Source organism: Acinetobacter sp. SA01 (genome assembly GCF_011319235.1).
GTDB lineage: Bacteria > Pseudomonadota > Gammaproteobacteria > Pseudomonadales > Moraxellaceae > Acinetobacter.
The window spans coordinates 417890-431232 of record NZ_WXXM01000001.1; the positions used below are offsets into that span (position 1 = coordinate 417890).

A 13343-nucleotide genomic window follows, 5' to 3' on the forward strand; every position below is an offset into this window, starting at 1 on the left:
AGTGTTCACTACTTTGGAATAGAGAGATAATGAGTAATCAAGACAATCGTCCTGTTATTTTGACTGGCGACCGCCCAACCGGACAACTTCATTTAGGTCATTTTGTAGGTTCTTTACGTTCACGCGTAGGTTTACAGGATTCTCACCATCAACATCTCCTTCTTGCTGATGCCCAAGCTTTAACCGACAACGCCGATAACTTTGAAAAAGTACGCCGTAATATTATTGAAGTGGCAACAGATTATTTGGCTGTAGGTATTGACCCGACCAAAACCACGATCTGTGTTCAGTCCTGCTTGCCAGCACTGAATGAACTGACCATGTTGTATTTAAACTTTGTCACTGTATCTCGTTTAGAGCGTAACCCGACCATTAAATCTGAAATTCAGATGCGCGGTTTTGAGCGCGATATTCCGGCAGGTTTCCTGTGTTACCCTGTAGCACAAGCCGCTGACATTACAGCATTTAAAGCTACTGTCGTACCTGTGGGCGAAGACCAGATTCCAATGATCGAACAAACCAACGAAATCGTGCGTCGTTTAAACCGTCAGGTAGGTCGTGAGCTGCTTCCAGAATGTAAGGCACTGCTGTCTAATGTTGGCCGTCTACCAGGTTTTGATGGTAAAGCAAAAATGTCGAAGTCGTTGGGCAATACCATTGTGCTGGATGCCTCTGACAAGGACATCAAAAAAGCTGTGAATGCCATGTATACCGATCCAAATCATTTGCGTATTGAAGATCCAGGTCAGGTGGAAGGCAACGTGGTATTTACTTACCTAGATGCATTTGATACCAATAAAGAAGAGCTGGAAGAGTTAAAAGCACATTATCGTCGTGGCGGTTTGGGCGATGGTACGGTGAAAAAACGTCTGGAAGGCATTTTGAAAGAATTGATTGGCCCTATTCGTGAACGCCGTATGGAATTACAGAAAGATCCTGACTACATCATGGATATTCTAAAAACCGGGACTGACAAGTGCCGTGATATTACCCAGCAAACGCTTGATGAAGTGAAAGCAGGACTAGGCGTTTTCCACTTCTAAACACTGTATATTTTTGAAAGCCCTTCTTTTTCAGAGGGGCTTTTTTATAGCTAAAAAATGAGAAATCAATCACACTAACCCAGAGTGATTAACCTGAATTAACACAACTTAACTGAAAGCATCATGAAATGACTCCTCATTAATTTTATGATGATTCCAATGCTTAGAGCTACCCCTAGTTCTAACATTCTCCTTAACCGAACTGTGCAAACAGATTCGTTGTTCTACGCAATGATCACCCCAATCATTGCGTATTTTTTTTGCCTGATTTTCAAGCCATCATAAGCTTCAGGCAATAAAAAAAACCCGCATGAAGCGGGTTTTTAATCTTCACCACTTATGCATGTTTATGACGCATATGCGGGAACAAAATCACGTCACGGATACTTGGTGCATTGGCAAAAATCATCACTAAACGGTCAATACCAATACCCTCACCTGCTGTAGGAGGAAGACCGTATTCAAGTGCTTCAATGAAGTCTGCATCAAAGTGCATTGCTTCATCATCGCCGGCATCTTTTTCAGCAACCTGTGCCTGGAATCGCTCTGCCTGGTCAATCGGGTCATTTAATTCCGAGAAACCATTCGCCAGCTCACGACCACCGATGAAGAATTCAAAACGGTCAGTAATATGCGGATTTTCATCATTACGGCGCGCCAATGGAGAAGTTTCCGCTGGATATTCGGTAATGAATGTCGGTTGACGCAGTTTGGTTTCCACCGTTTCTTCAAATACGATAGTTTGAAGTTTACCCAGGCCAAAACCAGGTTTCACCTGTTCTTTCAATTCTTCCTGAACAAATTTAGCCAGGAATTCACGGTCATTTACATTTTCAGGCGTAAATTGCGGGTTGTGTTCCAAAATGGCATCAAACATCGAAATTTTCTTGAATGGACCCTTGAAGCTATACACTTCTTCACCGTAAGGAACGTCAGTTGTACCCAGAATGTCTAGCGCCAATTTCTCCAGCATATTTTCAGTTAAAGCCATCAAGTCTTTATAGTCTGCATACGCCTGGTAGAATTCGATCATGGTGAATTCCGGGTTATGACGGGTTGAAACCCCTTCATTACGGAAGTTACGGTTAATCTCGAACACACGCTCAAAACCACCGACCACCAAACGTTTCAGGTAAAGCTCAGGTGCAATACGCAAGAATAATGGCATGTCCAAGGCATTATGATGCGTTTCAAACGGACGCGCAGAAGCACCGCCTGGAATTACATGCATCATTGGCGTTTCCACTTCCATGAAGCGTTCATTGCTTAAATAGGCACGAATCCCAGAAACCACTTTGGCACGAATTTCAAAGGTTTTACGGGTTTCTTCGTTTACGATTAAATCCAAATAACGTTTACGGTATTTGACTTCTGTATCAGTTAAGCCATGGAATTTGTCTGGAAGTGGACGCAGTGACTTGGTTAAAAGTTCAAATTTCTCGATGTGTACATACAGGTCACCTTTACCGGAACGGCCAATATAACCTTCAACTGCAATGATATCGCCCAGGTCCAGGCTCTTGATAGTTTCCAGTACTTCAGGTGCAAGTTCTTTACGTGCAACATACAGCTGAATACGGCCAGTCATGTCCTGGATCACGATGAATGACCCGCGGTTCAACATCACGCGACCAGCCACTTTTACATGGACGTGTTCGCCAGCTTCAATTTCTTCTTTAGATTTTTCAGCAAATTGGTCTTGTAAATCTTGTGCATAGTGCTCACGCTTAAACGCGTTTGGCCATGGACTAATACCAGTTTCCTTTGCGTGGTCTTGAATCTGCTTTAACTTGGCATGACGCTGTGCAATTAAATCGTTTTCGGAAATGTGTGGTTCAGAAGTCGATTGAGCGTTATGTTGCGTCATCTCTGCCTCGAATATGTGTAAAAAACGGAAGTTGCATAGCATAGCAGATTTAGTGCAAATTTCGAATGTCTTATTACTATACAAATGCACTGATTTGCTAAAAGCCGGGTTCTTTACTTCATCTGGCTAGGCTTCGGTAAGCTGTTTAACACTCTCATAACCCTTTTAAACCCGTTTTCCATCATTTCCCGATAGTCTTTAGACCTATCTACATTCACCCTGAGTATGTTTTTTCCATCTATCTACCCCAGAACATATTTCTCTAAAGCACCCTTCCATTTTTTAACTTCTTCACCTTCCAAATCTTCAATACTCTCTCAAATCCTAGCTAAATGTTTAAAGATCACCACTTTCAACTCTTCCAAATGCTCAATCATAGCAACCATACCGTTGCCGTAGGTCCATTGGCTATAGCTAAGGAGGCCATATACCTGCCGTACTTTTAAGGTAAGGCTGCAATTAAAATTGCATAACTTAATGTTTCCATAACGTGGCCAACTCTCCAAAACATGCTGTCCATAAAAGTAGAGAAACCATGTTTTACGTCATCGCTACATTTTGTTATTGAATACTGAGTTGAACAATCAATAACACCAAGTATTTATTTTTAATAAATACTTTATTTTTAAATTAAGTTTATTAGATTGATCTGAAATACACCTTAGACCAAAAGCTAACTTCTTTGTTCAGCCAAGTCACTTACAATAGATTCAAGAAAAATAGTTGAAAAGTAATCTATTCGACTGTGTCTATCTTTGTGAATAAAGAAAGTATGAACTAAAAAAATGACGACATGCCCTTTAAAAATCCTATTTTTGCATGGACTCGATTCTTCGCGTGAATCAGCCAGATTCCATGCTATTAACGCCGATCATAAATATTGTATCGATGTAGATTATCGCAACCTGAATTTTCAAACCGTCGCTAATTTTTACCGGGAAATTATTGCTAAAATTCAACCGGAAATTCTGATTGGCCATAGCTTGGGAGCTTACTGGGCCTTGAAAATGTCAGTCCTATACAAAATTCCGGCGATTATTGCCAATCCCAGCCTAAGCCCAGACTTTCGTGCTGATTATCCACCTATTAGCGAAGATGATCTGGAACATGATATTGCACAAATTGCCTATCTGGAATTAGGCGATGAAGAACTGGATATGTATGCTGTACAACAGCAACTCGAACCCTATATGCAGGTTCAGGCCGTCGAAGGTGGGCATCATCGTTTAGCCAGTCCAGAAAATATCAATGGCCTGCTTCTGCATATGCAGACATATTTTCTGAAAAAATAAAAAAGCCTTGGAATAACCAAGGCTTTTTTCACATGCTTTAATCAAGCAACAGCTTGTTCTGGTTGCGATTTTTCATCTAATACCGACCAAATATCTAAGCCCAGGTCATTATGCAAATCTGGCAAATCCAGAAAAACACTTGCCCCTAAAACTTCATGCTCGCATTTATTCACCAACTGTTTAACTGCTTTTAGCGTACCGCCAGTGGCTAACACATCATCTACAATAATGATTTTTTGCGCTTGAACATCAGCCGACATTTCCAGACGGTCCATGCCATATTCCAGGCTATAACCGACACCAACCACTGGTGGCGGTAATTTTCCTGCTTTACGAACCAGCAATAAACCTTTGCCCAAACGTTGCGCCAATAAACTTGCAAGTACAAAACCGCGTGCTTCAACTGCGACAAAACTGTCGACTTCTGCCAATTTTTCAGCAGGAATACTGGCAACTAAAGCGTCAGTTAATAACTCAATGTTTCCCATAAATAATGGAGTCAAGTCATAAAAACAAATACCTGGTTTAGGGAAATCCTGGACCGTACGAATGTTAGACCACAAAGTTGTAGACAGATTGCTCATGGGAGAAAAGTATTTTAAAAGAGAATATATGAATTTTAACGCTTTATTAGGCCGATGACCAGTCAGCGCTTACTTTTAAACCATAATAAAAATAATCACAAAATTATAACTTACTGATTTAGTTATTTAATTTTTTAAATAAATAATAGGTATAGATTTATCTAATCATAGAATAACAAATACAGATTTTTTTTTCTGCACGACCTTAGTCTATAAAGACCCCTCATCCACTTTAACTACGCTGGGAGCCAAAATCTTGTTTGTCGCACTGTTTAAAAAGGAAAGCTAATTTATATTGCTCCACTTCTGCCTATTTTCATGCTTTAAAGACCAGTTTTGTCCTTCTCAGCAATTCTGGTTTCAATTTCTGTCCTTAAACTCCGATATTTGCTTTACATTGTAGATAGAACTGCGTAAAAATTTGCTTGAATGTGTACATTGAAAGTCATATCAATAGAGTCACACGGTATATGGAATATTACTGACCGCATATTTTTGAAAAGTCAGTGTTTTGGAGAGTCAAATGAAAAAATATCAATGCATCGTTTGTGGATGGATTTATGACGAAGCTGAAGGTTGGCCACAAGATGGGATTGTCGCAGGGACCAAATGGGAAGACATCCCGGATGACTGGACCTGCCCGGACTGTGGTGTATCAAAAGTTGATTTCGAAATGGTAGAAGTCTGATTATTGATACAAAAGACCATAGTGAATGGTCTTTTTTTATGTCTTATTAAAGAAAAACAGTCTGGAGAATAATATGCATCCTATCGTCATCATTGGTTCTGGTATGGCCGGCTATACCGCAGCACGTGAATTTCGCAAGCTTAATCCCGAGCATGAGCTGGTCATGATCTGTGCAGATGATGCGGTAAACTATGCCAAACCGACACTTTCCAATGCTTTAGCTGGGAACAAGGCACCTGAACAAATTGCCTTGGGTGATGCAGCTAAAATGGCAACGCAACTGAATATGCGTATTGAAGCACATACCTGGGTCAAAGAAATTCAAGCAGCCCAACATCAGCTGATTCTAGAAAAAGATGGTCAGCAAAGTACTCAGCCTTATGCCAAACTGGTTCTTGCAGTGGGTGCTCATCCTGTTCGCGTAGCGATTGCAGGCGATGGCAGTGATGATATTCATGTCGTCAATAATTTAGAAGACTACAAGGCATTCCGTAAAAATCTGGATCAACATCATGATAAACGTGTGGTGATTTTAGGTGCTGGTCTGATTGGCTGTGAATTTGCCAATGACTTGCAAAACACAGACCATCAAGTGACTGTGATTGATTTGGCTCCTCAACCTTTGGGCCGCCTATTACCCGCCCATGTTGCAACATCTTTCCAGGAAAAACTTGAGAATACCGGTATTCACTTTGTTCTGGGTACCACGGTTGAAAAAGTCATCAAAGTGGAACAAGGCGATTATCAAATCACGTTAGCCAATGGTCAGTCTGTGATTGCCGACATTGTACTTTCTGCAATTGGTTTACACCCGAATCTGGAGTTAGCAAAAGCTGCTGATATTCATTGCAGTCGCGGTATTTTGACCAATAGCCATCTGGAAACCAACGAGGCAGATATTTATGCTATTGGGGACTGCGCCGAAGTCAATGGTTTGCTGTTGCCGTATGTCATGCCAATTATGCAACAGGCACGTGCCTTAGCCAAAACCTTGAATGGTGAAAAAACCCATGTGCATTACCCGGCAATGCCGGTTGCGGTCAAAACACCTGCGGCACCCCTTACAGTACTTCCTGCACCTGTGGACGTTGATGTAAACTGGGAAACAGAAGAACTCGAAGATGGAATGATTGCTAAAGCGCTCGATAGTGAAAATACATTACGTGGTTTTGTCTTGTTGGGACCAAGTGCTGCCAAACAGCGTTTGATTCTCACCAAACTGGTGCCGGACTTGATTCCTGCTGCAGTTTAAAGTTTTAATACCAAGGACATTTTTTCAGCAAAATGTCCTTTTTTAGGAAAATAACAATGGATAGCGCACTCAGTTTTACGGGTTCTCCCTATACATCTTTTATGCATGAAACCAAAGTCAATTTAGGCAATGGCGTTGAACTTCATGTGGAAATGGGTGGAAATCCGGAACATCCTGCCATCATGCTGATTATGGGTTTAGGTGCGCAAATGTTGTTTTGGCCTGATTTTTTCTGCAAATCCCTGATTGACCAAGGTTATCGCGTAATTCGTTTTGACAACCGCGATATTGGCTTGTCTTCCAAAATCCGTCATTCTGGTCCACGTCTCAACACATTGAAATTGATGGGACGTTTTGCCTTAGGCTTACAAAATCAAGGTGCACCCTATAACTTATATGATATGGCAGAAGATGCAGCACTACTGATTGATCGTTTGGGTCTGCAACAAGTCTCGGTCATTGGCGCTTCCATGGGGGGCATGATTGCACAAATTCTGGCAGCAAAACATCCACAAAAAGTCAGTAATCTGGGCCTGATGTTTACCAGTAACAATCAGCCGCTGTTACCGCCGCCTTTTCCCAAACAGCTGTTTGGCCTGATTGGCAGACCAGAATCGACTGATGAAGAAGGCATTGTGAACCATAGCGTGAAGGTGTTTAACATTATTGGCTCACCTGGATATATCAATCAACTGGAAGTTATTCAGACCGCACGCAAATTATATCAACGAAGTTACTATCCAGCGGGTGTACTTCAACAGTTTTTAGCAATATTATGTACAGGTTCTTTGCTACAATTGGGTAAGCAAATTCAGCAACCTACCCTCGTGGTACATGGCTCTCGTGATCGTTTATTGCCACCGAGTCATGGCAAAGCAGTTGCAAAGGCAATTACTGATGCTAAGTTTGAATTAATTGAGGGAATGGGGCATGATATCCCACCGCATTTTATTCCATATCTGAGCGGATTATTTGCTGATCACTTTAAATCAAAACATTAGGACACTATGGCTGCATTACCCTCTTTAAGACAGCTGTCATACCTCGTTACACTGTCTGAAACGCTGCATTTTACTGAAGCTGCACGCCGTTCATTTGTGACCCAGTCAACCTTATCTGGCGGGATCATGGAGTTAGAGCGCTTGCTAGGTGGAGTACTTGTTGAACGCGATCGCCAAAATGTACGTTTAACTCCGCTTGGCGAACAGGTTGTTGCACGAGCCCGTGTTCTTTTGGCAGATGCCCAAGACCTGATGCGTTTAAGTCGTGAAATGAGCGAACCTTTAACAGGTGATCTACATTTAGGGATTATTCCCACAATTGCACCTTTTATTCTGTCGCAACTGCTAGATGAAGTGCATAAACAACTTCCTAAAATTCAGCTGCACTTGCACGAAGCACAAAGTGAAAAAATTGTCGAAAAACTCGAACATGGTAATTTGGACATGATTGTGTTGGCATTGCCTTTTGACACACGTGGCTTAAAAGTTGCAGAAATTGCAAAAGAAAATCTGTATCTAGTTTACCATAAAGCGGATCAGAATGCGCAGAATGCCCGCAGTTTGGATGATCTGGATTTATCGCGCTTAGTATTACTTGAAGAAGGTCATTGTTTACGCAACCATGTGTTAAGTGCCTGTCCAATTGGTGAACGCAAAAATGATCATCGCTTAAAAGCAAGTTCATTACCGACACTGATAGAAATGGTTTGTTCAGACTTAGGCTTTACCCTGCTGCCTGAAATTGCCATTCATACCCATATGATTAAAGCCAATTCAGACTTGGTGGTGAAACCTATAGAGGCAGCACCAAGCCGTACCCTTGCCCTGGTGACACGTAAAAGTACCCCATTGCAAAGCGAGTTTGATGTCCTGTTACAAATCTTGCAAAAAATCACCCAAACTCTTCATTAAAAGATTCAATCTATTAAAAGGAGCAACTGCTCCTTTTTTTATACTTAATGTAAAGTATGCAGGCTCATTTTTTTAATCAAATGCCTTATTTTCTTCATAAAAAAATGCTTAGCACGCGGATAAACCTTAATTAAAACAAATGGACAACTTCTCATACATAGGGATAAACAGAGAAAGTTACATTCAAGAAATTACTCACTTCTGAATTGCAAACACCATCAAAAGTGAGCAATTCCAGGCAACCATTTAACTACTTTATATGATTGATAATAGGTATTTTATGTTTCATTTAAAAATGAAAGGTAAAAAAATAGCTTATCCACCCAGATAAGCCATGGAAGGTAAAATATTTCCATTACTCTGATTGTAATAGAAATATTGTAGCCCTTGGAGTTGAAATAGGATTGTTGAATCAACCCAAACAAAAAGCACTGTTATGCTATAAGGTAAATATCACTTCTAATATCCCTATAATTGGGTATTTTTCATCATTTATAAGAATGCCTGTACTTTGCACAAGAAAATAACTCAACCACAAATAAGTCGAAATAAAATAATTTATATCTAAATATTCTTTACTATACAGAGACTTAAATTTACTTTTATTTTATAAATTCACCAGTTTCAGGAATAGCTGTTTGTTTATTTTTATCACCAAGTAACCAAATAAAATATACCACCACTGTGAGTACAAGCTTGTTAGTGAACTGCTATTAGCCGTTTCTATCATGATGATAGAAGATCAACCCTTTTTTTAATCATCCATTAGAAAAACAATATTAAAAATATCTACAGAAAAATTGCCAGCGTAGAACCTTCATTTTTTAAGTTGAGGATGATTTATTGGGAATAATTTATGAATAAATCAATCAAATCAAGGAATCCAAAGACTCCTTGATTTGATATAAGGGACACTATTGTGGATTATTTAATCATCTCTAATAATATACGCTGTGCATTATGTGCTTCTTGCCCTTCAGCAACCTGTGCACGTAACCAGGTACCATCACTTTGCAGTAACCACGCTTGCTGATTATCCTTTAAATAATTCAGTAAACCTTGCTGATAAATGCGTTTTTTCAATGCCGCATCTTCAATCGGGAAACAGGCTTCCACACGATTGAACAGGTTACGATCCATCCAGTCTGCACTTGAACAGTAAATCCGGCTATCCCCTCCGTTCAGGAAGTAATAGACACGGGTATGTTCAAGGAAACGGCCAACGATGGAACGTACCCGAATATTTTCAGACAGGTCAGGCAAACCGGGACGCAGGCAGCAGATTGAACGGATAATCAGATCAATTTGTACACCGGCTTGCGATGCTTCATATAATTTATTGATCAGTTGCATTTCCGTTAAGGCATTCACCTTGACAATAATTTGCGCAGGCTTACCGGCTTTGGCATTGGTAATTTCATCATCAATAAAATTAATTAGCTGGGCGTGCAAGGTAAAAGGTGCATGCAATAACTTTTTCAGTTTTGCCATTTTCCCCATACCGGTTAATTCCTGGAAAATGCGGTGCACATCTTCACAAAGCTCTTTGTCTGTGGTCAGCAAACCATAGTCAGTATAAATACGGGCATTACCGGCATGGTAGTTACCGGTACCTAAATGTACATAACGCACCAGCTTATTGTTTTCACGGCGCACCACCAGAATCATTTTGGCATGGGTTTTATAACCCACAATGCCATACACGACGACTGCTCCAGCTTCTTGCAGTACATTCGCTACTTCAATATTGGATTCTTCATCAAAACGGGCACGGAGTTCAATGACTGCCGTCACTTCCTTGCCATTACGTGCTGCTTCCGCCAAGACCTGAACAATTTCAGAATCCGGACCACTGCGATATAGCGTTTGCTTGATGGCTAAAACTTGTGGATCACGTGCCGCTTCACGTAACAAGTTAATGACTGGTGCAAAAGATTCAAATGGATGATGGAGTAAAATGTCCTGCTTCTGCATGGCAGAAAAAATATTTTCAGATTTTCTCAGCACTTTCGGAATAATAGGCGTGTGGGAATCATAGCGTAAATGTGGACGCTTAAAATTGGACAATAATCGCGCCAAGTTAACCGGGCCATCGACCTTATATAGTTGCTCTTCTTCCAGATCAAACTCATCCAGCAAATAGTCATAGATATGTTTCGGGCAATTATGGGTCACTTCCAGACGTACCGCACGGCCAAAACGACGCGAGTTCAATTCCCCTTTTAGAGCTTTGGCCAGGTCTTCTACATCTTCGTTTAAGGCTAAATCGGCATTTCGGGTGACACGGAACTGGTAACAACCCGTTGCCGTCATGCCCGGGAACAGGTCTGAAACATGCTCATGAATAATCGCAGACAACATCACATGATGCTCTTTGCCCCCGGTAAGCTCATCCGGCAAGCGCACGACACGGGGCAATGAACGCGGTGCAGGCACTACAGCCAGATCAATCTGACGGCCAAAGGCATCCTTACCTTCTAGCGTTACAATGAAATTGAGGCTTTTATTGACTAGCCGTGGAAAAGGATGCGCAGGATCCAGACTAATCGGGGTCAGAACGGGGGCTACCTGTTCCTGAAAATATTTTTTGATCCAAGCCGACTGTGCCGGGGTTAATTCGCCGCGACGCAAGAAACAGATATCTTCTTCACGCAGTTTAGGCAAAATTTGTTCATTTAAAATACGGTATTGGCGGTCAATTGCCTCATGCGTGGTTTTGGAAATAATATCCAGCACCTGTTTAGGAGTTAAACCGTCTGGACTACGACTTTCATTACCCAAGTCCAGTTGCTCCATCACCCCAGCAACGCGAATTTCAAAAAATTCGTCCAGATTACGCGAGAAAATCAGTAGGAAATTCATCCGGTCAAGCAAAGGATGCAAAGGATCGACCGCTTGTTCCAATACCCGCAAATGGAAGTCGAGAATAGAAAGCTCACGATTAATGTAGCGATCATTATATGTATATTCTATTTGCGCCGGAGTCGTATTAGCAGCCGTATTCATACCCTAACCTATGATTATTCGAAAGTAGTCCATATCTTCATAAGTATGCTTCAAATTTATGACAATTTCATAAAAAAAAGCCCAAATCACCAGGCTTTTTGAAAATAAATCCTAAATTAGGGAATATGGCTATAGCGCATATATTTTTGAATCATGCGTTTACGATATTGTAATTTTTTATCATGTTGATGATCTTGGTAATATTTAGGGTTAGGCAAAATGGCTGCTAAAAATGCCGCCTGTTCACGACTCAGGCTACGCGCACTTTTACCAAAATAATGCTGGGTGGCCGCTTCTATGCCATAGATATTGTCGCCAAATTCTACCGAGTTGAGATAGACTTCCAGAATACGCTGTTTTGACCACATGCGTTCCATCATCCAGGTGGCAACCGCTTCCTGTCCTTTACGCAGGAAGGAACGCTTATTGTATAAAAACAGGTTTTTGGCTAGTTGCTGGGAAATGGTTGAACCACCGGCTACCACCTTACCCTTGTCTTTGTTGCGTTCCAGGGCGAATTGCATGCCTTCCCAGTCGAAACCTTTATGCTGCAAAAACTTTCCATCTTCCGCAGCAACCACGGCATGTTTCATATAATCACTGATCTGATCATAATCACGCCACTCATGTTTAATCGGTTTCGAAGGTTCGGACCAATAATCCAGACGCATCATCATGGTGGTATCCACCGCATGGGTGCGCCACCACAGCAAACTTGAAAAAATCCACAGTTGAACCAAAAGCACCAGACTGACAAGTATTAACAAACTACGAACAATAAAAGCTTTCATGTCAGTGAGTTACTCCAAAAATCTGTTTTTTTCGTGCTAAGCTTGAAGCTGAATATAGCAAAGATTATAAAAGAATAGCATGGCCGAACTTTCTCCCCCTCCCATTCAAAGCAAACCTGAAGTTCATCTTTGGTGGCTGACGGCAGTTTTTATTGCCATCAATGTCGGTTTATTTCTCTGGCAAGTCCTGAGTGGAGTCAATATTACGACTCCAAGTCTGGTCGATGCGATTCATTGGGGTGCTGATTATGCACCTTTAACCTTTTTAGAGGAACCCACTCGCCTGTTTACAAGCATGTTTTTTCATTTTGGCTTAATTCATTTGATGCTAAACATGTGGGCACTGTATATTTTTGGCAGTGTGGCTGAGCAGCTTTTAGGCCGGTTTTATTATCTGGGACTTTATATTCTTGCCGGTCTGATGGGCAGTTTACTCAGCGGTTTCATTGATATTCAAAATACCTTTGCACTCTTGCAAAGCAATGATCCTAAGTTTCTTCCCACCGTCAGTGCCGGTGCATCAGGTGCCGTGATGGGTATTGGCAGTGCATTGACTGTTTTATCCCTACTCCCCCTATTACCGAAACAACGTTTTATTCTAGATAAAAAAAGCCTGCTGATGATTATGGGCATCAATTTGTTAATTGGCTTTACCATCGCCGGAATTAACAATGCCGCACATATTGGCGGCATGTTGATGGGTGCGGTGCTGACAGCAATCTGGTATGCGGGACAAAGAATACATAAACCCAATTTGGCTTTTGTAGTAAGCATGGCGCTAGGCATCATCAGCTGTTATCTACTGTATGCTTACTGCATGCAGCAAGTCCAGATTCTGGAACCGGTTTGGCGGCAAATATTGGCTGCCATGCGTGCACAACTGCATTTTTAATGCCCTGAATTTTGT

The 13343-nt window shown here is 41.3% G+C and carries 11 protein-coding genes; 7 read left to right on the forward strand and 4 right to left on the reverse strand.

Annotated features, from left to right (window positions below; genetic code table 11):
- The first annotated feature begins 29 nt into the window (after positions 1–29).
- Positions 30–1043 (forward strand): tryptophan--tRNA ligase, encoded by a 1014-nt coding sequence (trpS, locus tag GTU69_RS02115; protein ID WP_166167503.1) that lies wholly within the window; start codon positions 30–32, stop codon positions 1041–1043.
- A 337-nt stretch (positions 1044–1380) separates the two neighbouring features.
- Here the strand turns inward: trpS and lysS are convergent, their stop codons facing one another.
- Positions 1381–2910 carry a lysine--tRNA ligase gene (lysS, locus tag GTU69_RS02120; protein WP_086195928.1) on the reverse strand — a complete coding sequence of 510 codons (1530 nt, stop codon included), beginning with the start codon at positions 2908–2910 and terminating at the stop codon, positions 1381–1383.
- A 785-nt stretch (positions 2911–3695) separates the two neighbouring features.
- Between lysS and GTU69_RS02125 the strand changes: the two genes are divergently transcribed.
- Positions 3696–4202: a YqiA/YcfP family alpha/beta fold hydrolase gene (locus GTU69_RS02125; protein WP_086195930.1), complete on the forward strand. Its 507-nt coding sequence runs from the start codon at positions 3696–3698 to the stop codon at positions 4200–4202.
- A 41-nt stretch (positions 4203–4243) separates the two neighbouring features.
- Here GTU69_RS02125 and GTU69_RS02130 read toward each other — a convergent pair whose 3' ends face one another.
- Positions 4244–4786, reverse strand: a complete 543-nt coding sequence (locus GTU69_RS02130; protein ID WP_166167506.1) for an adenine phosphoribosyltransferase — start codon at positions 4784–4786, stop codon at positions 4244–4246.
- Between the two features lie 523 nt (positions 4787–5309).
- Between GTU69_RS02130 and rubA the strand changes: the two genes are divergently transcribed.
- The 4 genes from rubA to oxyR all read left to right on the forward strand — a co-directional run bounded on the left by rubA (position 5310) and on the right by oxyR (position 8639).
- Positions 5310–5474: a rubredoxin RubA gene (gene rubA / locus GTU69_RS02135; protein ID WP_086195931.1), complete on the forward strand. Its 165-nt coding sequence runs from the start codon at positions 5310–5312 to the stop codon at positions 5472–5474.
- Between the two features lie 73 nt (positions 5475–5547).
- The gene (locus tag GTU69_RS02140; RefSeq protein ID WP_166167509.1) at positions 5548–6726 is read left to right on the forward strand and encodes an FAD-dependent oxidoreductase; all 1179 of its coding nucleotides are present in this window, start codon (positions 5548–5550) and stop codon (positions 6724–6726) included.
- 56 nt (positions 6727–6782) lie between these two features.
- Entirely contained in the window at positions 6783–7727 is a 945-nt protein-coding gene (gene estB / locus GTU69_RS02145; protein ID WP_166167512.1) for an esterase EstB, read from the forward strand.
- A 6-nt stretch (positions 7728–7733) separates the two neighbouring features.
- The gene (gene oxyR, locus GTU69_RS02150) at positions 7734–8639 is read left to right on the forward strand and encodes a LysR family transcriptional regulator OxyR (protein ID WP_086195934.1); all 906 of its coding nucleotides are present in this window, start codon (positions 7734–7736) and stop codon (positions 8637–8639) included.
- 924 nt (positions 8640–9563) lie between these two features.
- Here oxyR and ppk1 read toward each other — a convergent pair.
- Both ppk1 and mtgA read right to left on the reverse strand, forming a co-directional pair.
- Entirely contained in the window at positions 9564–11645 is a 2082-nt protein-coding gene (gene ppk1, locus GTU69_RS02155) for a polyphosphate kinase 1 (RefSeq protein WP_166167515.1), read from the reverse strand.
- Positions 11646–11761: 116 nt separating this feature from the next.
- Entirely contained in the window at positions 11762–12436 is a 675-nt protein-coding gene (gene mtgA, locus GTU69_RS02160) for a monofunctional biosynthetic peptidoglycan transglycosylase (RefSeq protein WP_166167518.1), read from the reverse strand.
- Between the two features lie 79 nt (positions 12437–12515).
- Here mtgA and GTU69_RS02165 point away from each other — a divergent pair, with 79 nt between their 5' ends.
- On the forward strand, positions 12516–13328 hold the full coding sequence (locus tag GTU69_RS02165; protein ID WP_166167521.1) for a rhomboid family intramembrane serine protease: 813 nt from the start codon (positions 12516–12518) through the stop codon (positions 13326–13328).
- Positions 13329–13343: the final 15 nt, after the last annotated feature.